23 protein-coding genes, 1 tRNA gene and 3 pseudogenes are annotated in these 23411 nt (G+C 74.3%); 13 read left to right on the forward strand and 14 right to left on the reverse strand.

Annotated elements, in window-relative coordinates:
* Positions 1-7 precede the first annotated feature (7 nt).
* Complete coding sequence (msrB, locus tag OVA14_RS01775) at positions 8-406, forward strand: peptide-methionine (R)-S-oxide reductase MsrB (RefSeq protein ID WP_267504611.1); 399 nt, start codon at positions 8-10, stop codon at positions 404-406.
* Between the two features lie 36 nt (positions 407-442).
* On the opposite strand, the gene OVA14_RS01780 is transcribed toward msrB, so the two are convergent.
* The gene (locus OVA14_RS01780; protein WP_267504612.1) at positions 443-1384 is read right to left on the reverse strand and encodes a DMT family transporter; all 942 of its coding nucleotides are present in this window, start codon (positions 1382-1384) and stop codon (positions 443-445) included.
* Between the two features lie 38 nt (positions 1385-1422).
* Here OVA14_RS01780 and OVA14_RS01785 point away from each other — a divergent pair.
* Positions 1423-1495: transfer RNA gene (locus OVA14_RS01785), tRNA-Thr, on the forward strand.
* 24 nt (positions 1496-1519) lie between these two features.
* Here OVA14_RS01785 and OVA14_RS01790 read toward each other — a convergent pair.
* Both OVA14_RS01790 and OVA14_RS01795 read right to left on the reverse strand, forming a co-directional pair.
* Positions 1520-2503, reverse strand: a complete 984-nt coding sequence (locus OVA14_RS01790; protein WP_267504613.1) for a DsbA family protein — start codon at positions 2501-2503, stop codon at positions 1520-1522.
* Positions 2503-3396 carry a DsbA family protein gene (locus OVA14_RS01795; RefSeq protein WP_267504614.1) on the reverse strand — a complete coding sequence of 298 codons (894 nt, stop codon included), beginning with the start codon at positions 3394-3396 and terminating at the stop codon, positions 2503-2505. Before OVA14_RS01795 ends, OVA14_RS01790 begins: the two co-directional genes overlap by 1 nt.
* Positions 3397-3563: 167 nt before the next feature.
* On the opposite strand from OVA14_RS01795, the gene OVA14_RS01800 reads away from it, so the two are divergent.
* Entirely contained in the window at positions 3564-4640 is a 1077-nt protein-coding gene (locus OVA14_RS01800; protein ID WP_267504615.1) for an ABC transporter ATP-binding protein, read from the forward strand.
* A 73-nt stretch (positions 4641-4713) separates the two neighbouring features.
* The gene (locus OVA14_RS01805) at positions 4714-6033 is read left to right on the forward strand and encodes a DUF4032 domain-containing protein (protein WP_267504616.1); all 1320 of its coding nucleotides are present in this window, start codon (positions 4714-4716) and stop codon (positions 6031-6033) included.
* Between the two features lie 128 nt (positions 6034-6161).
* Here OVA14_RS01805 and rlmB read toward each other — a convergent pair whose 3' ends face one another.
* Positions 6162-7142 (reverse strand): 23S rRNA (guanosine(2251)-2'-O)-methyltransferase RlmB, encoded by a 981-nt coding sequence (rlmB, locus tag OVA14_RS01810; protein WP_267504617.1) that lies wholly within the window; start codon positions 7140-7142, stop codon positions 6162-6164.
* On the reverse strand, positions 7139-8548 hold the full coding sequence (cysS, locus tag OVA14_RS01815) for a cysteine--tRNA ligase (RefSeq protein ID WP_267504618.1): 1410 nt from the start codon (positions 8546-8548) through the stop codon (positions 7139-7141). Before cysS ends, rlmB begins: the two co-directional genes overlap by 4 nt.
* Positions 8549-8688: 140 nt before the next feature.
* Here cysS and OVA14_RS01820 point away from each other — a divergent pair, with 140 nt between their 5' ends.
* Positions 8689-8979 carry a DUF4287 domain-containing protein gene (locus OVA14_RS01820; protein ID WP_267504619.1) on the forward strand — a complete coding sequence of 97 codons (291 nt, stop codon included), beginning with the start codon at positions 8689-8691 and terminating at the stop codon, positions 8977-8979.
* A gap of 35 nt (positions 8980-9014) precedes the next feature.
* On the opposite strand, the gene ispD is transcribed toward OVA14_RS01820, so the two are convergent.
* Together ispD and OVA14_RS01830 are read right to left on the reverse strand one after the other, a co-directional pair.
* Positions 9015-10145: a 2-C-methyl-D-erythritol 4-phosphate cytidylyltransferase gene (ispD, locus tag OVA14_RS01825; RefSeq protein ID WP_267504620.1), complete on the reverse strand. Its 1131-nt coding sequence runs from the start codon at positions 10143-10145 to the stop codon at positions 9015-9017.
* Positions 10146-10251: 106 nt separating this feature from the next.
* Positions 10252-10740, reverse strand: coding sequence for a CarD family transcriptional regulator (locus OVA14_RS01830; protein ID WP_267504621.1), 489 nt, complete (start codon positions 10738-10740; stop codon positions 10252-10254).
* 245 nt (positions 10741-10985) lie between these two features.
* On the opposite strand from OVA14_RS01830, the gene OVA14_RS01835 reads away from it, so the two are divergent.
* A complete protein-coding gene (locus OVA14_RS01835) occupies positions 10986-11531 on the forward strand; it encodes a hypothetical protein (RefSeq protein ID WP_267504622.1) in 546 nt (181 codons plus the stop codon).
* Between the two features lie 96 nt (positions 11532-11627).
* Here OVA14_RS01835 and OVA14_RS01840 read toward each other — a convergent pair whose 3' ends face one another.
* Positions 11628-12308, reverse strand: a complete 681-nt coding sequence (locus tag OVA14_RS01840) for a response regulator transcription factor (protein ID WP_267504623.1) — start codon at positions 12306-12308, stop codon at positions 11628-11630.
* Complete coding sequence (locus OVA14_RS01845) at positions 12305-13453, reverse strand: sensor histidine kinase (RefSeq protein WP_267504624.1); 1149 nt, start codon at positions 13451-13453, stop codon at positions 12305-12307. Before OVA14_RS01845 ends, OVA14_RS01840 begins: the two co-directional genes overlap by 4 nt.
* A gap of 172 nt (positions 13454-13625) precedes the next feature.
* On the opposite strand from OVA14_RS01845, the pseudogene phoU reads away from it, so the two are divergent.
* Positions 13626-14319: pseudogene (gene phoU, locus OVA14_RS01850) on the forward strand (phosphate signaling complex protein PhoU).
* Positions 14320-14383: 64 nt separating this feature from the next.
* On the opposite strand, the gene OVA14_RS01855 reads toward phoU, so the two are convergent.
* Positions 14384-15133: a phosphoglyceromutase gene (locus tag OVA14_RS01855; protein ID WP_267504625.1), complete on the reverse strand. Its 750-nt coding sequence runs from the start codon at positions 15131-15133 to the stop codon at positions 14384-14386.
* Between the two features lie 74 nt (positions 15134-15207).
* Between OVA14_RS01855 and OVA14_RS01860 the strand changes: the two genes are divergently transcribed.
* Entirely contained in the window at positions 15208-15573 is a 366-nt protein-coding gene (locus OVA14_RS01860; RefSeq protein ID WP_267504626.1) for a VOC family protein, read from the forward strand.
* Between the two features lie 34 nt (positions 15574-15607).
* Positions 15608-16445, forward strand: a pseudogene (locus OVA14_RS01865) (class I SAM-dependent methyltransferase).
* Positions 16446-16478: 33 nt separating this feature from the next.
* On the opposite strand, the gene OVA14_RS01870 reads toward OVA14_RS01865, so the two are convergent.
* Genes OVA14_RS01870 through OVA14_RS01885 form a run of 4 tightly spaced genes read right to left on the reverse strand, consistent with a single transcriptional unit; the run spans position 16479 to position 18582 of the window.
* On the reverse strand, positions 16479-17531 hold the full coding sequence (locus OVA14_RS01870) for a YgfZ/GcvT domain-containing protein (protein ID WP_267504627.1): 1053 nt from the start codon (positions 17529-17531) through the stop codon (positions 16479-16481).
* Positions 17528-18145 carry an FABP family protein gene (locus OVA14_RS01875; RefSeq protein WP_267504628.1) on the reverse strand — a complete coding sequence of 206 codons (618 nt, stop codon included), beginning with the start codon at positions 18143-18145 and terminating at the stop codon, positions 17528-17530. Before OVA14_RS01875 ends, OVA14_RS01870 begins: the two co-directional genes overlap by 4 nt.
* A gap of 3 nt (positions 18146-18148) precedes the next feature.
* A complete protein-coding gene (locus OVA14_RS01880; RefSeq protein WP_267504629.1) occupies positions 18149-18271 on the reverse strand; it encodes a hypothetical protein in 123 nt (40 codons plus the stop codon).
* A 50-nt stretch (positions 18272-18321) separates the two neighbouring features.
* Positions 18322-18582, reverse strand: coding sequence for a hypothetical protein (locus OVA14_RS01885; RefSeq protein WP_267504630.1), 261 nt, complete (start codon positions 18580-18582; stop codon positions 18322-18324).
* Positions 18583-18678: 96 nt separating this feature from the next.
* Between OVA14_RS01885 and OVA14_RS01890 the strand changes: the two genes are divergently transcribed.
* The 4 genes and pseudogenes from OVA14_RS01890 to OVA14_RS01905 all read left to right on the forward strand — a co-directional run bounded on the left by OVA14_RS01890 (position 18679) and on the right by OVA14_RS01905 (position 23389).
* Positions 18679-19320 carry a winged helix-turn-helix transcriptional regulator gene (locus OVA14_RS01890; protein WP_267504631.1) on the forward strand — a complete coding sequence of 214 codons (642 nt, stop codon included), beginning with the start codon at positions 18679-18681 and terminating at the stop codon, positions 19318-19320.
* A 120-nt stretch (positions 19321-19440) separates the two neighbouring features.
* A pseudogene (mshD, locus tag OVA14_RS01895) lies at positions 19441-20121 on the forward strand (mycothiol synthase); the annotation flags it as partial.
* 152 nt (positions 20122-20273) lie between these two features.
* Complete coding sequence (locus OVA14_RS01900) at positions 20274-22439, forward strand: RNA degradosome polyphosphate kinase (protein WP_420710638.1); 2166 nt, start codon at positions 20274-20276, stop codon at positions 22437-22439.
* The gene (locus tag OVA14_RS01905) at positions 22436-23389 is read left to right on the forward strand and encodes an NUDIX hydrolase (protein WP_267504632.1); all 954 of its coding nucleotides are present in this window, start codon (positions 22436-22438) and stop codon (positions 23387-23389) included. The genes OVA14_RS01900 and OVA14_RS01905 overlap by 4 nt, the downstream gene beginning before the upstream one ends.
* The last annotated feature ends 22 nt before the right edge of the window (positions 23390-23411 follow it).

Consider the following 23411-nt stretch of genomic DNA (forward strand, 5'->3'; position numbering starts at 1 on the left):
TCGAGGCATGACCGACCGCATCGAACGCTCCGACTCCGAGTGGCGCGAGGCCCTCTCGCCCGACGCCTACCGCGTGCTGCGCGAGGCCGGCACCGAGCGCCCCTGGACGGGCGCCCTGCTGGACGAGCACCGCCAGGGCGTGTACGCCTGCGGCGCGTGCGGCAACGAGCTCTTCGACGACGAGACGAAGTTCGACTCCGGCTGCGGCTGGCCGTCGTTCTTCGACGCGCGCGAGGACGCCGTCGAGCTCATCGAGGACCGCTCGCTCGGCATGGTGCGCACCGAGGTGCGCTGCGCGAAGTGCGGCAGCCACCTCGGCCACGTCTTCAAGGACGCGCCGCAGACCCCGACGGGCGACCGGTTCTGCATGAACTCGCTCGCCATGACCTTCACGCCCGAGGACTGAGGCCCGAGGGCTGAGCGCCCGGCTCGCAGCGCCGCCTCACGCGGCGCTGCGGCGCCGCGTCCTGATGGCCGAGACCGCGACGGCCGCGATCGTGAGCGCCGCGGCGCCGACGGCCGCGGGCGTCACGCCGTGCGCGTGCACGGGCAGCACGACGTCGAGCAGCAGCGAGGCCAGCACCTGGCCGCAGATCGTCGCGAGGCCCAGGGTCAGCACGCCCAGGTGGTGCACCGCGACCGAGGCCGTGGCGATGAAGGCGACGCCGAGCGCGCCGCCGATGTAGAGGATCGGGTTCGCGGGCAGCGGCTGCGCCTCGACGCCTGCGAGCGCCTGCACGAGGACGACGAGCCCGAGCGCGAGCGTGCCGAGCAGGAAGTTCGACGTCGCCTGCGCGAGCGCCGAGCCGGAGCTGCGCTGCACGACGCCACCCATCGCCTGCTGCAGCGACTGCAGGAGCCCCGCGACGAAGGGCAGCACGAGCAGCCAGGAGGCCCCGGTCCCCTCGCCGCCGCCCTGGCCCGCGACCGCGAGCAGCACGGCGCCGAGCGCCATCGCCGCGCCGAGGAGCCGCGGCGCGGTGATGCGCTTGGGCGCGAGGCCGCCGAGGCCCATGCGGTCGACGGCGAGCGACGAGATGGTCTGGCCCGCCACGACGCCGACGGTGAAGAGCGCGACGCCCGTGATGCCCGCGGTGAGTCCCTGCGCGGCGACGAAGAAGGCGCCGATGAGGCCCGTCGTCGCGTACCACCAGGGCATCTCGCCCGTGCGGATGACGGTGACGAGGCGACCGAGGCCGCGGCGGAGCGCGGGCGAGCAGAGCGCGATGACGCCCAGGAGCGCGAGCCCGATCGAGAACGAGATGAGCGCCGCGAGCATGCCCTGGTCGAGCTGGAGGCCGAGCTCGCCGTTGACGCGCGACTGCACGGCCATGCCGGCGCCCGCGAGCACCGCCAACAGGGTCCAGACGATCTGCGTGCGCACCGGACAAGCCTAGAATGGCCGAGCGCCTGCGGGCGCACGCCTCCTTAGCTCAGCTGGTAGAGCACTGCTCTTGTAAAGCAGGGGTCGTCGGTTCGAGCCCGACAGGGGGCTCCGACGCCGCCCGGTGCCGCCGGCTCAGCCGACCGGCTGCTCGGCGACGAAGGCCGCGAGCGCCTCCGGATCGCCCACGTCGCCGCCGAAGGTCGCCCCGTCGACGATGATCGTGGGCACGCCGCGCAGCGGCTCGACGCCCTGCAGCGGCTGCTCGATCGCCCGCACGGTCGCCTGCCGCACCCACCACGCGAAGCGCGCGGTGCCGATGCAGTCGCCGACCTCGGCGCCCCGGCCCTCGGCGAGGGCCGTCACCTCGTCGGCGTCGAAGGCGTGCTCCTGCAGGTGCGCGAGCAGCGCGCCCTGGAAGCCGCGGTACGCCTCGGGCGCGGCGTCCGCGACGCACGCGAGGGCGTTCGCGCCGAGCGTCGAGGCGTAGCCGTTGCCGATCTGGTCGCCGAGCGAGACGGGCAGGTACGACACCCGCGCCTCCCCCGCGTCGGCGAGCGCCTCGAGCGCGCCGCCGCTCGCGGCGAGCGCTCGGTCGCAGTACTCGCAGTCGGGGTCGATGACCACGAGGATGTCGTGCACGCCCTCGGCGGGCGGGGGCGCGGCGGGCTCGCCCTCGGCGGGCACGGGCTCGGCCGGCACCACGCCCTCGGCGTCGAAGGCGATCGCGTCGGCCATGTTCGCGGGGCCGTCCGCGGGCGCGAGCGTGACGACCTCGCCGCCGAGCGCCTGCTGCAGCGCCTGCACCTCCGGGTCGCGGATCACCCAGCGGTCGTGCACGAGCACCGTCTGCTCCTGGAGCTGGCGCTGCGTCGCGATGCCGAGCGCCTCGTCGGCGTCGGCGGCGAGCACGAGCTCGGTCGCGTCGCCGCACGCGGCGACCACGGGCTCCTCCTCGGAGGCCCGGTACTGCTCGACGAGGTCGGTGCACTCGCCGCCGGCCGCGACGTAGGCCGCGCCCAGCTGGCCGATCGTGGTGATCTGGGCCGGCGCGGGCGCCGGAGCGCACGCGGCCAGCGCCAGCACCGCGCACCCGGCCAGCCAGGCGCGCCCCCGCATCAGCCCTCGCTCGGCGTGGGCTCGGGGGTCGCGGTCTCGCCGCCGCCGGTCAGCTGGCCGGCGGTCGCGGTCACGAAGGCCTGGAAGCCCGCGGCGTCGGAGGGCGAGCCGGGGTACTGCTGGCCGTTCACGATGACCGTGGGGGTGCGGTCGGCGACGACGCCGTCGGTGCCGGGCAGCGGCTGCGTGCCGGCCCGCACGGTGGCGTCCTCGGCCCACGAGCCGAAGCGGGTCTCGCGGATGCAGTCGGCGAGGCCGCCCGAGACGTCGATGCCGGCGGTCTCGGCGACGCCGACGATCTCGTCGTTCGACAGGCCCGCGGTGTTCTCGGCCGGCTGCGCGTCGTACATGGCGCTGTTGAAGGCCCAGAACTGGTCGGGCGCGAACTCGCCGACGCACGCGGCGGCCGAGGCCGAGCGGGTCGAGTACTTCGTGCCGAGCGAGGCCCGGTCGAGGATCGAGATCGGGTGGATCTCGACCGTGGCGGCGCCGGTCGAGAGCAGCTGCTCGAGCGTCGCGCGGTTCGTCTCGTCGAACGCACCGCACACCGGGCACATGTAGTCCTGGTAGATCTCGATCTGGATGATGTCGTCGCGCGGCTCGGTGGGCGTCGGCTCGGCCTCGGGCGCCGTCGCGGCGGTGCGCTCGGCCACGAAGTCCTGGCCGATCACGATGCCGTTCGAGGCCATGTTCTCGGGGCCGGGGCCTGCGGGCCGGATGCTGTTGACGATCACGACCGCGACGATCGCGACGATCGCGACCGCCGCGACGACGATGCCGCCGATCGTGAGGCCCTTGCGGACGCGCTCCTTGCGGCGGCGCTGCTCCTGCATCTTCCGGGCCTGCTCGCGCGCCTGCGCGCGGCGCTCGTTCTTCGTCAGCTTCTCGCTCATGCGGTCCTGTCCTGGATCGGCTGTGGGCTCGTACGTGCGGCGCATCGGGGAATCGCGCCGAGCCCTAGGGTACCGGGCGCTCCTCGTGGCAGGATGTCGCCAGCGGGCTCCGCCCGCCTTTCACAACGGATCGTCCGGCACGTTCCTGCCGGTGAATGGAGCACACGATGGCGTCTGTCACCTTCGACAAGGCAACCCGGCTGTACCCGGGTGCCACCACCCCCGCGGTCGATGCGATCGACCTCGAGATCGCGGACGGCGAGTTCCTCGTCCTCGTCGGCCCCTCGGGCTGCGGCAAGTCGACCACCCTGCGCATGCTCGCGGGCCTCGAGGAGGTCAACGACGGCCGCATCGTCATCGGCGACCGCGACGTCACCGACATGCCGCCCAAGGACCGCGACATCGCGATGGTCTTCCAGAACTACGCCCTCTACCCGCATATGACGGTGGCCGAGAACATGGGCTTCGCGCTCAAGATCGCGGGCGTCGCGAAGGAGGAGCGCGCGAAGCGCGTCGAGGAGGCGGCGAAGCTGCTCGACCTCGAGCCCTACCTCGGCCGCAAGCCCAAGGCCCTCTCCGGCGGTCAGCGCCAGCGCGTCGCGATGGGCCGCGCGATCGTGCGCCAGCCGCAGGTCTTCCTCATGGACGAGCCGCTGTCGAACCTCGACGCGAAGCTGCGCGTGCAGACGCGCACGCAGATCGCGTCGCTGCAGCGCCGCCTCGGCGTCACGACCGTCTACGTCACGCACGACCAGACGGAGGCGCTCACGATGGGCGACCGCATCGCGGTGCTCAAGGACGGCATCCTCCAGCAGGTCGGCACGCCGCGCGAGCTGTACGCGAACCCGCAGAACGTGTTCGTGGCCGGCTTCATCGGCAGCCCGGCGATGAACCTCATCGAGCTGCCCGTCACCGAGGGCGGCGTGCGCTTCGGCCAGCACCTGACGCCCGTCTCGCGCGAGCAGCTCGCGGCCGCGGGCTCCGGCCTCGTCGTCGGCGTGCGCCCCGAGGACGTCAGCGTCTCGTCGGACGGCGGCGACGGCCTGCCGGTCACGGTCGACCTCGTCGAGGAGCTCGGCGCCGACGGCTACCTCTACGGCCACGCGGAGGTCGAGGGCAAGCGCGTCGAGATCGTCGCGCGCGTCGACGGCCGCGCGCACGCGACCGCCGGCGACACCGTGCACATCACGCCCGCGCAGGAGCACGTGCACCTCTTCGACAAGGAGTCCGGCACGCGCGTCTGAGGCGCGCAGGACGGCGGCCGGGGCCTCGCGCCCCGGCCGCCGTCGCGTCGGGGCGCGGGCCTACGATGGCCGCATGGCCTCGACCGACCTCCGCATCACCTCGGCGATGATGGACGCGACCCTGCTCGACCTGCCCTGGGACCTGCCGCTCGACGAGTGGTCGGACGACACGGTGGTGTCGCTCCCCAAGGGCATCTCGCGCCACCTCGTGCGCTTCGCGCGGCTCGGCGGCCGGGTGGTCGCCATCAAGGAGACCACCGAGGAGATGGCGACGGGCGAGTACCGCATGCTCCGCCGCCTGCAGCGCCTCGACGTGCCCTGCGTCGAGCCCGTCGCCGTGGTCGCGGGCCGACGCACCGTGCTCGGCGAGCCGCTGCCGACGGCGCTCGTCACGCGGCACCTGCGGTTCTCGCTCCCCTACCGGGCGCTCTACTCCTCGGCGCTCAAGCGCTCGACGGCGCAGCGCCTCGTCGACGCGCTCGCGGGACTCCTCGTGCGCCTGCACCTCGTGGGCTTCTACTGGGGCGACGTGTCGCTCTCGAACACGCTCTTCCGCCGCGACGCGGGCGCCTTCGCCGCCTACCTCGTCGACGCCGAGACCGGCACGATCCCGCCGGGCGGGCTCTCCGACGGCCGGCGGGCCGACGACCTCGAGATCGCGCGCGTCAACATCGCGGGCGAGCTGCTCGACCTCGCCGCGGGCGGCCGCCTCGACGACTCCATCGACCCCGTCGCGGTCGCCGGCTCGATCGTCGAGCAGTACCGCGAGCTCTGGCACACCCTCACGAGCGACGAGATCGTGCCCTCGACGGAGCGCTGGCGCATCAACGCGCGGCTCGAGCGGCTCAACGCGCTCGGCTTCGACATCGAGGAGCTCTCGCTCTCGACCGGCGACGGCGGCACGACGGTGCGGATCCAGCCGAAGGTCGTCGACCCCGGCCACCACCACCGGCGGCTCTCGTCGCTCACGGGCATCGACGCCGAGGAGAACCAGGCGCGGCGCATGCTCAACGACCTCGACCAGTACGTGGCGCACGAGCGCGAGGCGCGGCCGCGGATGGGCGACGAGGCGCTCGCGAACGAGTGGTTCGAGCGCGTCTACCTGCCCATCGTCGACGCGGTGCCGCGCGAGCTCGGCGGCAAGCTCGAGTCCCCCGAGGTCTTCCACGAGGTGCTCGAGCACCGCTGGTACCTCTCCGAGCGCGAGCGGCGCGAGATCCCCCTCGACGAGGCGGTCTCGAGCTACATCGAGACGCAGCTGCAGCACCGGCGCGACGAGGCAGCGCTCCTGGGCGTGCCCGTGACGGTGACGATGCCCATCATCCCGCTCGAGACGGGCGAGATCGACCTGGCCGACGAGGACGACGACCCCGATTGGCGCAGCAAGGTCTGAGGCCGCGCTCGAGGAGCGCGCCGCCGCAGCAGGGACCCCGCCGCTGGCCGAGGAGCGCGCCGCCGCAGGCGGGGCCCCACCGCCGGCCGAGGAGCGCGCCGCCGCCGGCGGCTCGCGTCACGAGGCCCTCAGCGGCGCGAGCGGCGCTTCGCCACCTCGTAGAGCGTGACCGAGGCCGCGATGCCGGCGTTCAGCGACTCCGCGGCGTCCGAGATCGGGATCGACACGATCGCGTCGCAGGTCTCGGCGACGAGCCGCGACAGCCCCTTGCCCTCGCTGCCGACGACCACGACGAGCGGCCCGCTCGCGAGCTCGAGCTCGTGGAGCGGCACGTCGCCGTCGCCGTCGAGGCCGATGATGAAGACGCCCTGCTTCTTGAGCTCCTTGAGCGTGGCCGTGAGGTTCGAGGCCATGGCGACGGGCACGCGCGCCGCGGCGCCCGCGCTCGTCTTCCACGCGCTCGCCGTCACGCCCACCGAGCGGCGCTGCGGCACGATCACGCCGTGCGCGCCGAAGGCGGCGGCCGAGCGGATGATGGCGCCGAGGTTGCGCGGGTCGGTGACGCCGTCGAGCGCGACGAGGAGCGGCGTGCGGCCGCGGTCGACCGTCTGCTCCAGCAGGTCGATCGGGTGCGCGTACTGGTACGGCGGCACCTTGAGCGCGACGCCCTGGTGCACGGCGTCGTGGCCCGAGATGCGGTCGAGCTCCGGCCGCATGACCTCGAGCACGGGCACGCCGCGCTTGTTGGCGAGCGAGAGGATCTCCTTGACGCGGTCGTCCATCTCGAGCCGCGCCGCGAGGATGAGCGAGGTCGCGGGGATCCTCGTGCGGAGCGCCTCGAGCACGGCGTTGCGGCCGGTCACGAGCTCCGACTCGTCCTTCGCGGAGGAGGGCTTGCGGTGGCGCGGCGGCTGCGCGGCACCGGGCTTGCCGGAGCGCGAGCGCGCGGCGTCGAGGCGCTCCTTGGCGGCCTTGCGCTTGCCGGCGACGTGCCAGGAGCGGTCCTCCGCCTTGGGCGTGGGGCCCTTGCCCTCGAGCGCCTTGCGGCCGTTGCCGCCGGTGCCCTTCGAGGGGCCCTTCTTGCGCGGCGAGCGACTCGGCTTGTTCATGCGATGCTCCAGGTGGTCGTGTCCTTGCCGTCCTCGACGGCGATGCCCGCGGCGGCGAGCGCGTCGCGGATGCGGTCGGATGCGGCGAAGTCCCGCGCGGCGCGCGCCTCGCGCCGCTCGGCGAGCAGCGACTCGACGAGGCTCTCGAGCGCCGCGGCTCCAGCCGACCCCTCAGGATGCCACACGGCGTCGGCCGGGTCGAGCCCGAGCACCCGCAGCATCGCGAGCGCCTCGCCCGCTCGGGCGAGGCCGGAGGCCGCGTCGCCCGCGTCGAGGGCGGCGTTCGCGGCCCTCGTGGTGTCGTGCAGCACGGCGACGGCCTGCGGCGTGGAGAGGTCGTCGTCCATCGCGGCCGCGAAGGCCTCCGGGACCGCGGCGTCGGGCAGCGCGCCGGCGCGTGCCGCGCGCTCGAGCATGCCCTCGATGCGGCCGAAGGCGGCCTCGGCCTCGGCGAGCGAGCCGCCCGCGAGCGAGCCCTCCGCCGTGCGCAGGTCGATCGTCGAGCGGTAGTGCGGCGCGACGAGGAAGTACCGGACGACGATCGGGCGCGTGGCAGCGAGCAGGTCGGCGGCGAAGATCGAGTTGCCGAGCGACTTCGACATCTTCTCGCCGTCGACGTGCACGAGCCCGTTGTGGCTCCAGACGCCCGCGAAGCCGAGGCCCGCGGCGCTCGACTGCGCGAGCTCGTTCTCGTGGTGCGGGAAGCGCAGGTCGAGGCCGCCGCCGTGGATGTCGAAGGCGTCGCCGAGGTACCGCCGCGCCATGGCCGAGCACTCGATGTGCCAGCCGGGGCGCCCCTCGCCCCAAGGAGAGGCCCAGGAGGCGTCGGCGGGCTCGTCGTCCTTGCGCGCCTTCCAGAGCGCGAAGTCGCGCGGATCGCGCTTGCCGCGCGGGTCGGCGTCCGCGGCCGGCTCCATCGCATCGATCGACTGGCGGGTGAGGGCGCCGTAGGCGGCGAAGGAGCGCACGTCGAAGTACACGTCGGCGGAGCCGTCGAGCGCGGGGTAGGCGTGGCCGCGCTCGATGAGGAGCGCGATGAGCGCGTGCATCTCGGGGATCGAGGCGGTCGCGCGCGGCTCGTAGGTGGGCGCGAGCACGCCGACGGCGCGGTACGCGGCGGCGAACTCCTGCTCGACGCGGTAGGCGAGCGCCCACCACGGCTCGTCGACGGCGTTGACGAGCACCTTGTCGTCGATGTCGGTGACGTTGCGCACGAAGGTGACGCGGTGGCCGCGGTGCTCGAGCCAGCGGCGCCACACGTCGTAGGCGACGGCGCTGCGCACGTGGCCGACGTGCGGCGACGACTGCACGGTGGGTCCGCAGACGTACATCGACACCGCGCCGTCGCGCAGGGGACGGAGGTCGACGACGGCCTGCTGCCTCGAGTCGTGGATGCGCACGGTCACGATCCCCAAGGCTACTGGCGCATCCGCTCTCGCAGGCCCAGCGGGGACCGGACGGGATCGTCGCGCCTGCTCGCCGCTGAGCCTGCGATGGTGGAGGGGCGGGTGGGATGCTGGAGGCCGGTGAGCGCGAAGGAGCACCCATGTCGTTCCAGGCCTACCTCGACGCGATCGAGGCCAAGACGGGGCTGACGCCCCGGCAGCTGCTGGAGCAGGCCCGCGAGCGCGGCTTCGACGCCGGCACGAGGGCGACGCCCATCCTCGAGTGGCTGCGCGACGAGCACGGCCTCGGCCGCGGCCACGGCATGGCGATGGTGCACGTGATCACGAAGGGGCCGCGCATCAGCGCGAAGCACGTCGGCTCGGGCGGCACGCACGCCGATGCCAGCGACGAGCTGTGGCTCGACGGGGCGGCCTCGAACCCGCACACCTGACGGCCGCGGGCGACCGCCGCCGGTCGACGCGGCCGCTACGCGCGCGCGACGAGGGCGGTCGCGATCGCCTGGAGGCCCTCGCCGCGGCCGAGCGCGCCCAGGCCGTCGGTCGTCGTGCCGGAGACGCTCACGGGCGCCCCGACCATCGCGGCGAGCACCGCCTGCGCCTCGTCGCGCCGCGCGCCGATGCGGGGCCGCACGCCGAGCACCTGGACGCTCACGCTCTGCGGCCGCCAGCCGTGCTCGGCGAGCCGCTCGACCGCGAGGCGCACGAAGGTCTCGCCCCTCGCGCCCGCGTGCTGCGGATCGTCGACGCCGACGAGGCCGCCGATGTCGCCGAGGCCCGCCGCCCCCAGCAGCGCGTCGACGATCGCGTGGCAGACGACGTCGCCGTCGGAGTGGCCCGCGAGGCCCTGCCCCTCCCACTCGAGCCCTGCGACGCGCAGCGGCCCGTCGCCGCCGAAGGCGTGGACGTCGACGCCGATCCCGACGCGCGTCGCGGGCCCGAGCAGCATCGCCGCGCGGTCGGCGTCGGCGGGCGTCGTGATCTTGAACGCGAGCTCGTCGCCCGGCACGGCCACGACCGGCTCGCCGAGCGCCTGCACGAGCTGCGCGTCGTCGGTCGAGGCGGCCCGACCCTCCCCCGCCGCCGCGTAGGCGCGTCGCAGCAGCGCGGCCTCGAAGCCCTGCGGGGTCTGCATCGCCCGGAGCGCGGCCCGGTCGACGATCGCGCCGAGCGCCTCGCCCTCCGCAGCCCGGATCGTGTCGACGACGGGCAGCACCGGCACGACCGCGCCCGCGCCGGCGCGGAGCGCCGCGAGCACGCGCTCGACGAGCGCGCGCGGCGCGAGGGCGCGCGCGGCGTCGTGCACGAGCACGTGCTCGGCCCCCTCCGCGGCCTCGAGGCCCGCCGCGACCGAGTCGGCGCGCGTCGCGCCGCCCGCGACGACGTCGGCCTCGACGCCCGCGCGCGCGGCGATCGCCCGCGCCTCGGCCTCGCCGCCCGCGGGCGCGACGACGACGATCCGGGCGTCGACGCCGGCGAGGCCGCGGAGCGCGTGCTCGAGCACAGGCGCGCCGGCGACCGTCGCGAAGGCCTTGGGCACGCCCCGGCCGAGGCGGGTGCCGGAGCCGGCGGCGACGACGATGAGGGCGGTGGCGGTCACCCGCTCAGCCTAGGCGGCGGGAACGGAAGAGGCGCCCTGCCTTGGGGACAGGGCGCCTCGGTCCGTGCGATCCGGACCGCGCGGGGCGGCCCGTGGGATCGGGGTCTCAGCTCGCGGGCGCGAGGGCCTCGTCGAGGCGGACGGCGGCGGCGTCCTCGTCGGTGTGCTCGGCGAGGGCGAGCTCCGAGACGAGGATCTGGCGGGCCTTCGCGAGCATGCGCTTCTCACCGGCCGACAGGCCGCGGTCCTGGTCGCGGCGCGAGAGGTCGCGCACGACCTCGCTCACCTTGATGACGTCGCCCGAGGCGAGCTTCTCGACGTTGGCCTTGTAGCGGCGGGCCCAGTTCGTGGGCTCCTCGGTGAAGTCGGCGCGCAGCACCTCGAACACGCGGTCGAGGCCCTCCTCGCCGATGACGTCGCGGACGCCCACCATGTCGACGTTCTGCGCGGGGACCTCGATGGTCAGCCCGCCCTGCGCGACGTTCAGCTTGAGGTAGGTGGTCTCGACGCCCTTGATCTTGCGGACCTTCACCTCGGTGATGGTCGCTGCGCCGTGGTGGGGGTAGACGACCGTCTCTCCGACCTCAAAGTTCATCGAACGCTCCTCGTCGTAGCCAGAACCTTGATTTTATCACAGCGTGTCGTGTGCGGAGCCTGCACGAGGGGTGGTTGGATCGGCGCCCTGCGCCATCGCCGACGCCCTCCGCCACGGCTCCCCCGGGCCTCGCCCTCGCCGTCGCGCGGGCCCCGGCGCGCCCGTCTCGACGCCCGTACTAGACTCGTCGGAGACCGCGGGCGCGTCCGTCCTAGCGCCTCGCGGCCACCGTCGAAAGGGTCCCCGTGCAGGTTCGCACCGTCGCCGCAGCCGCCGCAGCCGTCGTCGTCGCGCTCGTCGCCACCGGCTGCAACATCTTCACGCCGCAGGCGACGACGATCCAGTACGACCCCTCGGACGGCATCTCCGGCACGACGGGCCAGGTGCAGATCCACAACGCCGTGCTCGTGGGCGAGCCCGACGGCGACGCCCTGAGCCTCGCGGTCACGTTCACGAACCCGGGCGAGGCCACGTTCCTCGAGGTCCGCGTCGAGGACGAGGCGCAGGACGTGCGCATCCCCAGCGGCACGACCGTCTACGGCTTCCAGGACCAGCAGCTCGTCTTCGACGCCCCGGCGATCGACTTCGGCGGCCACCGCAGCGTCTCGTTCACGGCCGACGGCGCCGTGCCGACGGGCCTGCCCGTGCAGATGGTCTCCACCGAGTTCGTCGGCTACGAGACGCTCGGCCCGACCGAGCCCGCCATGGAGGCGCCCTCCGCGACGCCCGCCCCCACCGAGGCCCCCGGCGCCACCGAGGCGCCTGCCCCCACGGAGACCGCGGCCCCGTAGCCCGCTCCACCCGAGCTCGAGAGCCCCGCTGCCGGTCGGCAGCGGGGCTCTCTCGTGCGGCGGGCGTCCCGTACGGCGGGTGCCGTGCCCGCCGCGTCAGCGCTCGAAGCGGTACCCGAGGCCCCGGCGCGTGACGACCGTGACCGGGTTCGAGGGGTCCTCCTCGATCTTCGCCCGCAGGCGCTTGATGTGCACGTCGAGCGTCTTGGTGTCGCCGAAGTAGTCGCTGCCCCAGACGCGGTCGATGAGCTGCCCGCGCGTGAGCACGCGGCCGGCGTTGCGCATGAGGTACTCGAGCAGCTCGAACTCGCGCAGCGGCATCGGCACCTCGTCGCCGTCGACCGTGACGGTGTGGCTGTCGGCATCGAGGCGCACGCGGCCGATCTCGACGACGGCGTCGTCCTCGTCCTCCTCCACCGCGCGGCGGCGCATGACGGCGCGGATGCGGGCGACGAGCTCGCGCGAGGAGTAGGGCTTCGTGACGTAGTCGTCGGCGCCGAGCTCGAGGCCGACGATCGTGTCGACCTCCGAGTCCTTCGCCGTCACCATGATGATCGGCACCTGCGACCTCGCGCGGATCGCGCGGCACACCTCGGTGCCCGGGCGGCCCGGCAGCATGAGGTCGAGCAGCACGAGGTCGGCGCCGTCCTCCTCGAACATGCGCACCGCCTCGTCGCCGTCCGGGGCGTGCGCGGTCTCGTAGCCCTCGAGCTCGAGCAGGTAGGCGAGCGGCTCGGCGAGCGCGGTCTCGTCCTCGACGATCAGGATGCGCGTCATGCGTCCTCCTTGCGGGCGGGTGCGGCCGCGACCGGCAGCCGCAGCGTGAACGTGGAGCCCTGGCCGGGTCGCGACCACAGCGTGACCTCGCCCCCGTGGCTCGTGGCGACGTGCTTGACGATGCTGAGCCCGAGGCCCGTGCCGCCCGTCACGCGGCTGCGCGCGGGATCGACCCGGTAGAAGCGCTCGAAGACGCGATCGCGGTCCTCGGGCTCGATCCCGACGCCCTTGTCGGTGACGGCGACCTCCACGACGCCGCCCTCGAGCCGCACGCCGACGCCGACGTGCGTCGCCTCCGGCGAGTACTGCACGGCGTTGGCGACGAGGTTCTGCAGGGCCATCGTCAGCAGCTCCTCGGAGCCGAGCACCTCGACGTCGTCGAGCACGCGCGGGATGATCCGCATCCGCTTCGCGTCGGCGGCGACGCGATTGCGGTCGACCGCGACGTCGACGACGCGCGCGAGCGGCACGCGCGCCGCGTGCTCGAGCGGGTCGTCGGCCTGGATGCGCGAGAGGTCGATGAGCTCCTTGGTCATGCGCCCCAGCCGGTCCGCCTCGAGCTGCATGCGCTGCGCGAACGAGCGCACGCGGTCGGGATCGAGCGCGGCCGCCTCGATTGCCTCGGCGAGCACGGCGACGGCGCCGATGGGCGTCTTGAGCTCGTGCGAGACGTTGGCGACGAAGTCGCGGCGCACGCCCGCGAGCCGCACCTCCTCGGTGCGGTCGGCGGCGAGCACGAGCACGAAGCGGTTGCCGAGCGGCGTCACCCGCACCCGCAGCTGCAGCTCGGTGCCCGAGCCGATGCGGCCGCGCCGATGCACGAGGTCGACGGTCTCGGCCTCGCCCGTGCGCCACACGCGGCGCACGGCCTCGAGGATCGTCGCCTGGCGCAGGTGCCGGCCGTCGACGAGGTCGAGGGCCTCGGCACCGGGCGAGGAGAGGATGACCTGGTTCGAGCCGTCGAGGACGATGCCCGCCGACTCCAGCACGCCGATCATCGCGGCGATGCCGTCGGGCACGGGCTCGCTCGCGATCGCCATGACGCGACGGCCGCGCTGCGCGGCCACGCCGAGCAGATGCACCGAGAGCGCTCCGACGGCGAAGCCCAGCAGGAGCGCGAGGAGGACGTACCAGGCCGCATCCACGGCACCAGCGTAGCCGGGCGGACCGCCGCGATCCTGCCGCCGGGGCCCTCGCGGGGCAGGCTTCCCCTGCGGTTCAGGCGCTCGTCACCCGGCGGTAACCTTGCGGGGCAACACTCGGGGTCACAACCGTGCCCGCGCCCCCGCGGCGCAGGCAGCACAAGGAGCAGGAGCCATGCGCGAAGTCTTCCAGCAGGAGCTCGCCGAGGTGCAGGAGCGCCTCGTCGACATCGCCGGCCACGTCGTCGTCTCGATCAGCACGGCCGTGCAGGCGTTCGGGGAGTCGAACGTGCAGCTGGCCGAGCAGGTCATCGCGACCGACCCGCTCATCGACGACAAGGCCGCTGCGCTCGACGAGCTCGCGATCGACATCATCGCCCGCCAGTCGCCGGTCGCCCGCGACCTCCGCATCGTCGTCTCGGCCCTGCGGATCTCCGCGTCGCTCGAGCGCATGGGCGACCTCGCGCGCCACATCGCGATGCTGGCGCGCTACCGCTTCCCGCTGCAGGTGGTGCCGGAGTCGCTCCAGCCGACGTTCGCCGAGATGGGCCGCCACGACATCGAGGTCGCGAAGCCTGCTCAAGGAGCTGCTCGAGACGCAGGACCTCACGATCGCGGCGCGCATCGAGGCCGCCGACGAGCACGTCGACCGCCTGCACCGCGAGGTCTTCGCGCAGGTGCTCGGCACGAGCTGGGAGGGCGCCGCGCACGCGACGGTCGACGCCACGCTCGCGAGCCGCTACCACGAGCGCTTCGCCGACCACGCGGTCGGCATCGCCCGCAAGGTGCAGTACCTCGCGACGGGCGACTGGGTGGGCAACGACTCGCACGCCGATCCCGAGCTCGAGCCGGTGCAGCCGGAGTCCTGAGCGCAGCACCCCGGACATCGAGAGGGCCCCCGCCTCGGCGGGGGCCCTCTCGCGCGGTCGTGGGCTAGTGCTTCGCGCCCTGCGCCGCCACCGCCGCCGCACCGGCCGCCGCGGCCTCCGGGTCGAGGTACTCGCCGGGGCCGAGCGGCATGTTGTCGTCGCCGAGGCGGTAGACGAGCGGGATGCCCGTGGGGATGTTGAGGCCGGCGATGTCGTCATCGGAGATGCCGTCGAGGTGCTTCACGAGCGCGCGCAGCGAGTTGCCGTGGGCGGTGACGAGCACGGTGCGGCCGGCGTCGAGGTCCTTGGCGATCGTCGACTCCCAGTAGGGCAGGAAGCGGTCGATGACGTCCTTGAGGCACTCGGTCGCGGGCACCTCGCCGTCGATGCCGGCGTAGCGCGGGTCGCCGGCCTGCGAGAACTCGTTGTCGTCGGCGATGACGGGCGGCGGCACGTCGAACGAGCGGCGCCACAGCATGAACTGCTCCTCGCCGTACTGCGCGAGCGTCTCGGCCTTGTCCTTGCCCTGCAGGTCGCCGTAGTGGCGCTCGTTGAGGCGCCACGAGCGGGTCACCGGGATCCACGCGCGGTCGGCGGCGTCGAGCGCGATGTTCGCCGTCTGGATCGCGCGGGTGAGGAGCGAGGTGTAGAGCACGTCGGGCAGCAGGCCGCGCTCGGCGAGCAGCTCGCCGCCGCGGCGGGCCTCCTGCTCGCCCTGGGGCGTGAGCCGCACGTCGACCCATCCCGTGAAGAGGTTCTTCTCGTTCCACGTCGACTGGCCGTGGCGGAGCAGGATGAGGGTGCGCTCGGTCATGCTGCAAGCCTAGCCAGGAAGCCATCGCGCGAGCGGCCGGATCGATGATGGCCGACGCGTGCCAGGATGTGCGGATGGCCTCCGACCACCCCGTCCAGGCGCGCATCGGCGCCGTGTTCGTGCCCGTCTCCGACATCGCGCGGTCCGCCGCCTGGTACGGCGCGCTGCTCGGGGTGCCAGTGGGCACCACGAGCCACGAGGATCGCATCCACGACGTGCCGCTGGCGGGCGAGGCCGCGCTGATCCTCGACGCCCACCGGCCGGTGGCGGTCTCGTCGCAGCCGCTGTGCTTCCTGTGGTCGGACGACCTGGAGCGCGCCGCGGCGCTCGTCGAGGACCTCGGCGGCCGCCCCTCCGCGATCGAGGACATCGGCAGCGTGCGCACGATGCGCCTCGAGGACCCGGACGGCAACCTCCTCATGCTCTGCCAGCGCACCTGAGCCGGCGGGGCCGGCGATCCGCCAGGATGGAGGGGTGGCGAAGCCGGTGGGTCGCATCACGCGAGGGACGACGGGCATCAACCGCCTGCGCCGCGTCGACCGCTGGATCGCCGCGCAGCCGGCCGCGCGCGCACCTGGCGCGCTCGTCGTCGACCTCGGCTACGGCGCGAGCGCCACGACGAGCCTCGAGCTCCACGAGCGGCTCTCGCGCCGCGCGCCGGGCGTCGAGGTGCTGGGCCTCGAGATCGACCCGGAGCGCGTCGCGCGCGCGACGGCAGAGCTCGCGGCCGCGCGCGAGGCGGGGCCCGAGCGCTACGGGCGGGCGATCGCGGCCGACGCGCGCGTCTCGTTCGCGCTCGGCGGCTTCGAGGTGCCCGCGCCCCGCCGCCCGCACGTGATCCGCGCCATGAACGTGCTGCGGCAGTACGACGAGCACGAGGTCGCCGGCCATTGGGCGACGATGCTCGGCCGACTCGCGCCCGGCGGCCTGCTCGTCGAGGGCACCTCGAACGAGGTCGGCCGCGTGTGCGCGTGGGTCGCGCTCGATGCCGACGGCCCCCGATCCCTCACGATCGCCCTCAAGGTCGACGAGCTCGGCACCGGGCCCTCCCCCGCGCCCTCGGTGGTGGCGGAGCGGCTGCCGAAGGCGCTCATCCACCGGAACGTGCCGGGCGAGCGCATCCACGCCCTGCTCGTCGACCTCGACCGCGCGTGGGCGAGCAACGCGCCGCTCGCCGACTTCGGCGCGACGCAGCGCTGGGTGGCGACGGCGCGGGCGCTCCGCGAGGGCGGCTGGCCGGTCGCCGACGGGCCGGCGCGCTGGCGGCTCGGCGAGCCTCACCGTGGCGTGGCCGGCGGTCGCGCCCGCCTGACGCGGCTCCCGCCGCTCGAGGGCGCCGCGGCCCTCAGGCCGTGGGCGCGCTCGGGCGGCGCACGGCGCCGAGCCGCGGGAGGCGCGGCGGGCGGTGCGCGTGGCCCGCGCTCGGCGGCACGAGCACCTGCTGCGCCGCGGCGACGTCGACGCCCTCCGCGGTGCGCACGACGAGGTCGGCCTCCGCCGGGGCGCCGCGCTTCACGACGGCGAGCGCGATGGGCCCGAGCTCGTCGTGGATGGCGGCGGAGGTGATGCGGCCCACGAGTGCGCCCTCGTGCAGCACCTCGTCGCCCGCGGCGAGCTGCGCGCCCTCCGAGCCGTCGACGTGCAGCAGCACGATGCGGCGCGGCGGCGCCCCGAGGTTGTGCACCTTCGCGACCGTCTCCTGGCCGCGGTAGCAGCCCTTCGACAGGTGCACGGCGGTCGTGAGCCAGTCGAGCTCGTGCGGGATGGTGCGCTCGTCGACCTCGGCGAGCGAGGGCCGCCCCGCCGCGATCCGCAGCGCGTCGACCGCGAGCGTGCCGACGAGCGAGGCGGGGTCGATCGCGGTCGCCTCCTCGGGGGCGAGCACCGCCTCCGACCACCGCCACGGCTCGCCCGTGGGCTCCCCGTAGCGCACGCCGCCCGGCGCGACCTCGGGCCAGCCGTCGACCCACGCGACCGGGCCCGCGGGCTCGGCGGCGCTGCCGACGACGACGACCTCGGGCCGCTCGATCTCGACCTGCTTGAAGAAGCGCATCCGCGTGAGCCACGCCTCGAGCGCATCGCCCGTGCCCGCGTCGACCAGGATCCAGAGCGCGCCCTCGGCGTCGCGGTGCAGGCGCATGGCGTGCTCGACGCGGCCCTCGGGCGAGAGCACGAGCGACTCGGCGGAGGCGCCGGGCGCGAGGCCCGCGATCGCCTGCGAGGTGATGGAGTCGAGCCACGGCAGCGCGTCGGGCCCCGTGAGCCGCAGCACGTCCCGCGGCAGCAGCACGGGCGCGCCCGCGCGGAGGCGCCGCTGCTCGGCGATGGGGCTGCCGACGTGCAGGGGCAGGCCGTCGGGCCCGACCACGGCGCCCGGGATGGCGGGCAGCGCGATCACGCCTCGCCCGCCTCGTTCCGCGTGACGCGGGCCAGCCGCGCGGAGGCGTGGCTCTCGAGGCCCTGGCCGAGCGCGGCGAGGTCCCACGCCCACAGCAGGTGGTCGTCGACGAGGCCGAGCATGCGCGTGGAGGCCGCGTGGTCCTTCGCGCCCGCTCCCCGGAGCACCGCGTCGGTCGCGAGGTCGATGCGCGGGCCGGCGATCGTGCCGAGGTAGAGCTCGGCGACCCCCGCGGGGTGGGCGATGAGCGCCTGCAGGTCGAACGCGCCGTCGGGGCGGCGCAGCGTCTCGACGGCCTCCGCGGTGCCGTAGGCCGGCTCGCCCTCGGGCGGCAGCATGCCGGGGCCCGCGTCGCTCGGGCGCGACTCGCGCGCGAGGCGCCAGAAGCCCGTCTCGGCGGCGAGCGGCGTGAGCTCGTCGTCGAGCAGCCACGCGTAGGCCTCGTAGGTCAGGTACGGGTGCCCGTGGTGCGCGAATGCCACCCGCTGGGCGAACTCGTGCTCGATCGTGCGCCCGTGCACCGGGAACGAGAGCACGCCGGTGCCCTCCCAGTCGCCGATGAGCCACTGGAGCGGACCCAGCTCCGCGGGGAGCGTCGGGTCGATCTCGAGCATGGGCTAGCGCTGGCCGCGGAAGAGGTTGCGCAGCACGACGAACGAGACGCCGGCGATCGCCACCATCGCGAGGCCCAGGAGGCCGAGGAAGAAGATCTCGAGCGCGAGCAGGGGGATACCAGCCATGCTCCGATCCTATCCCCCGCCGCCTGCGCGCCGCGCGGGACGGCGCGCGCTCACAGGTGCGTGAGCGGCACGAGGATCGCGGTCGCGAGCGCGAGGACCACGACCGAGCCGAGCACGGCCGCCGCGAGGCGGTCGACGAGCCCCGGCTCCGTCGGTCCGCCCAGCTGCACGGCGAACGCCGTGAGCGTGCAGACGCCCAGGACGATCGGCAGCCACACGATGCCGTCGGCGGGCTGCGCGATCCCGACGACGACCGCGCCGATGAGCGCGATCAGCCAGATCGGCCACACGCTCGCCCACTGCCACGACACGCGCACCATCATGGCGCATGCCGGCGCCCGCCGCCCGAGCGCGCGGTGTCAGACCTCTTCGCGCCTCCCCGTAGGATGTGCGGGGCAGGAGGGCGCATGTCGCACATCGTGATCTTCACGCGCCGCGATCGCGGCGTCCTGCCGAGCCTGGAGCTGCTGGAGCACCGCGTGACCACGCTGCCGGGCACGGCAGAGGCGGTCGCGCACGCCCCCGACGCCGACATCATCGTCGTCGACGGCGCCGCCGAGCTCGCCGCGGCGAAGGCCATCTGCCGCCTGCTCGAGCACGACCCGACGCCCGTGGTGCTCGTGCTCGCCGAGGGCGGCTTCACGGCCGTCACGCCCGAGTGGGGCGTCACCGACATCGTGCTCGACGCGGCCGGGCCCGCCGAGCTCGAGGCGCGCCTCCGGCTCGCGGCGGCCGACGCCCGCGGCCGCGGCCCCATCGTCGCGAGCGGGCTCTCGATCGACGAGGCCAGCTACCAGGCGAAGGTCGACGGCAAGCCCATCGACCTCACCTTCAAGGAGTTCGAGCTGCTGCGCTTCCTCGCCTCGCACCCGGCGCGCGTCTTCACGCGCGAGCAGCTGCTCAGCGAGGTGTGGGGCTACGACTACTTCGGCGGCACCCGCACGGTCGACGTGCACGTGCGGCGCCTGCGCGCGAAGCTCGGCGACCTGGAGTCCGTGATCGGCACCGTGCGCGGCGTCGGCTACCGCTTCGAGCTGGTCGAGGCATGATCGACGCCGCCCGCGCCCTCGCCGCCGCCTGCCGGGCGGCGGACGGCACGCCGCCGTTCTCGGACCAGGCCCTCGTCGAGGCTCGCGCGCGGCGATCGCCGCGCGGTCGGCGACGCGACGGCCCTCGCCGTGGTCGCCGACGGCGAGCGGGAGGCGGAGCTCGCCGTGCACCCGGACGCCCGCGGCCGCGGCCTCGGCCTCGCGCTCGCGCGCCGGCTGCTCGACGAGGCGCAGGGCCCCCTCGACCTCTGGGCGCACGGCGACCTGCCCGCCGCGACGGCGATCGCGGAGCGGCTCGGCTTGGCGCGGGTGCGCACCCTCCTGCAGCTGCGCGCCCCCGTGCCCGCCGCGCCGCACGGGCACGACGGCCCGCCCGCCGGGACGCGCGCCTTCGAGCCCGCGGACGCCGAGGCGCTGCTGGCCCTCAACGCCGCCGCCTTCGCGGACCACCCCGAGCAGGGCCGCATGAGCGCCGACGACCTCGCCGCCCGCCGCGCCGAGCCCTGGCACGACGACGCGAACCTCCTGGTGCTGCCGGGCGCCGACGGCCTCGACGCCTTCGCATGGGTGAAGCCCGACGACGCTGTCGCCGAGCTCTACGTGCTCGGCGTGCGGCCCGGCGCGCAGGGCGGCGGCATCGGCCGCCGGATGCTCGACGCCGCCCTCTGGCGCATGCGCGCCCTCGGGCACGGCACCGCGCACCTGTACGTCGAGGGCGACAACGCGCCCGCGCTCGCGCTCTACGAGCGCACGGGCTTCGAGCGGTGGGCGATCGACGTGCGCTGGCGCCACGAGGGCTGAGCACCACGGAGGCTCGCGGCCGCCCGCGTCACGCGCCGTTCATCGTCGAGGGCCATGATGGGTGCATGACCGACTCCCCCTCCTCGGCAGCCTCCCCCGTCGACGAGCTGCGCCGCGAGCAGCGCGAGCGCACGATCGAGGAGGAGCGGAGCCTGCAGGACGCCGCCGTCGCCGACCTCGCGGAGGACGACGACGACGAGCCCGGCTGGAGCGCGGAGGAGCAGGGCGGCGAGACCGACGACGGCCTCCCCGCCGACCGCTTCGTCGACCGCGAGCTGTCGTGGCTCGCGTTCAACCAGCGCGTGCTCGAGCTCGCCGAGGACGAGACGGTGCCGCTCCTGGAGCGCGCCAACTTCCTCGCGATCTTCGCCTCCAACCTCGACGAGTTCTTCATGGTGCGCGTCGCGGGGCTGAAGCGCCGCATCGTCACGGGCCTCGCGGTGCCGACGAACGTCGGCACGGGCCCCGTCGACCTGCTCGACCAGATCGTCGAGCGCGCCCACGAGCTCCAGGAGCGGCACGCGCACGTCGCGATCGACTCCCTCGCCCCCGGCCTCGCGGCGACCGGCATCGCCGTCGTGCGCTGGCAGGACCTCTCGGAGGCCGAGTGCGAGGCCATGTCGGCGCGCTTCGAGGCCGAGGTCTTCCCCGTGCTCATGCCGCTCGCGGTCGACCCCGCGCACCCCTTCCCCTACATCTCCGGCCTCTCGCTCAACCTCGCGGTGCGCGTGCGCGTGCCCGACGAGGAGGAGGAGCAGTTCGCGCGCCTCAAGGTGCCGGCGGTGCTCCCCCGCTTCATCGCGCTCGGCGCCGAGGGCGGCGACCAGCGCTTCCTGCCGCTCGAGGAGCTCATCGCCAACAACCTCGACGAGGTCTTCCCCGGCATGGAGATCGTCGACCACCACGTCTTCCGGGTGACCCGCAACGAGGACGTCACGATCGACGAGGACGAGACCGAGAACCTCATCCAGGCGCTCGAGCAGGAGCTCTCGCGCCGCAAGTTCGGCCCGCCCATCCGCCTCGAGGTCGCCGACGACATCGACGACGACACCCTCGAGCTGCTCGTCGACGAGCTCGGCATCACCGAGCGCGAGGTGTACCGCCTGCCGGGCCTGCTCGACCTCACGTGCCTGTTCCAGGTGGCCGGCCTCGACCGGCCCGACCTGCGCTACACGAAGCGCGTGCCCGTGACGGCCTCCGCCTTCCTGCCGAACGACCAGAACGAGCAGGACGACCTGTTCCAGTCGATCACCCGCAAGGACGTGCTCGTCCACCACCCCTACGAGTCGTTCGCGACGAGCGTGCAGGCCCTGCTCGAGCAGGCCGCCGACGACCCCGACGTGCTGGCCATCAAGCAGACGCTCTACCGCACCTCCGGCGACTCCCCGGTGGTGGCGGCGCTCATCCGCGCCGCGGCCGCCGGCAAGCAGGTGCTGGCGCTCGTGGAGGTGAAGGCCCGCTTCGACGAGCAGGCGAACATCCGCTGGGCGCGCCAGCTCGAGCGCGCCGGCGTGCACGTCGTCTACGGCATGGTGGGCCTCAAGACCCACTGCAAGCTGCTCATGGTCGTGCGGCGCGAGAACGGCCGCCTGCGCCACTACTGCCACATCGGCACGGGCAACTACAACCCGAAGACGAGCCGCATCTACGAGGACTTCGGCCTCTTCACCGACAACGACCAGGTCGGGCGCGACATCACGCGCCTGTTCAACGAGCTCTCGGGCTTCGCGATCGAGAAGTCGTTCCAACGCCTGCTCGTCGCGCCGCGCCACCTGCGGAAGGGCCTGCTCTCGCGCATCGAGCGCGAGACGGCCGCGGCTCGGGCCGGGCGGCGCGCGCGCATCCGCCTGAAGATGAACTCCATCGTCGACGAGCAGATCATCGACGCCCTCTACCGCGCGAGCCGCGCGGGCGTCGAGGTGCAGCTGTGGGTGCGCGGCATCTCCTCCGTGAGGGCGGGCGTGCCCGGGCTCTCGGAGCACATCGCGATGCGCTCGATCGTGGGCCGCTACCTCGAGCACTCCCGGGTGTTCGCGTTCTGGAACGACGGCGACGAGGAGGTGTTCATCGGCTCTGCCGACATGATGCACCGCAACCTCGACCGCCGCGTCGAGACGCTCATCCAGCTCACCTCCACCGAGCACATGCGCGACATCTCCGCGCACTTCGACAAGGCGATGGCCGACACCACCGCCTCCTGGTGGGCGGAGCCCGACGGCACCTGGACGCGCCACGCGTTCGCCGAGGACGGCTCGCCGCTCGACGACCTGCACCGCGACCGCATGCTGCAGATCCAGCGCAGGAAGCGCCAGCGATGAGCCAGGCGACGACGGCCACGGGCACCGTGCTCGCCGCCGGCGCGCTCGTGTGGCGGCGGGTGCGGGGCGAGGTGGAGGTGCTGCTCGTCGAGCGCACGCAGCATCGCGACATCTCCCTGCCCAAGGGCAAGCTCGACCCGGGCGAGACACTGCCCGAGTGCGCCGTGCGCGAGCTCGAGGAGGAGACGGGCCTCGCGATCGTGCTGGGCGCGCCGCTCGGCCACAGCGAGTACCGGCTGCCCGACGGCCGCGACAAGGTCGTCTACTACTGGCAGGCGGAGGCGACGCCGGGGGCGCTCGAAGCCGCGGCGTTCTCGCCGAACGACGAGATCCTCGCGCTCCACTGGGCCCCGCTGGACCGCGCGAAGGCCGCATGCTCCTACCGCCACGACGTCGCGATCGTCGAGCGCTTCGAGGAGCGCCTCGCCGCCGGCCACGAGGCGACCTTCCCCATCGTGGCGCTGCGGCACGCGAAGGCGGCGAACCCGTTCTCGTGGGAGGGCGACGACGCCTCGCGGACGCTCACGGAGCGCGGGCGCTCGCAGGCGCACGCGGTCGCGCCCGGCATCGCCGCCTACGCGCCGCGGCGCGTGGCCACCTCCGACGCCGTGCGGTGCCGCGAGACCGTCGCGCCGCTCGAGGCGGCGCTCGGCGTCGCGGCGAAGGCGACGGCGGAGCTGAGCCAGGAGTCGCCCGTCGACCCGCGCGCGGCGATCGAGGCGCGCGTCGCGAAGGCGATCGGCAAGCGCCAGGGCGTCGTGCTCTGCAGCCACGCGCCCGTGATCCCCGAGATCGTCACCGCCGTCGTGCACGCCACCGGTGCCGCCGAGACCGAGCGGACGCACCGCGCCTCGATGCTGCACACGGCGGAGTTCACGGTGCTGCACGTGAGCGCGGGCGAAGAGCCGGCGCTCGTCGCGCTCGAGACGCACGGGCCCACCGAGCGCTGACCGGGCTCGTGACGCGTGCGGC

The sequence above is a fragment of the Agrococcus sp. SL85 genome (assembly GCF_026625845.1).
Lineage (GTDB): Bacteria > Actinomycetota > Actinomycetes > Actinomycetales > Microbacteriaceae > Agrococcus.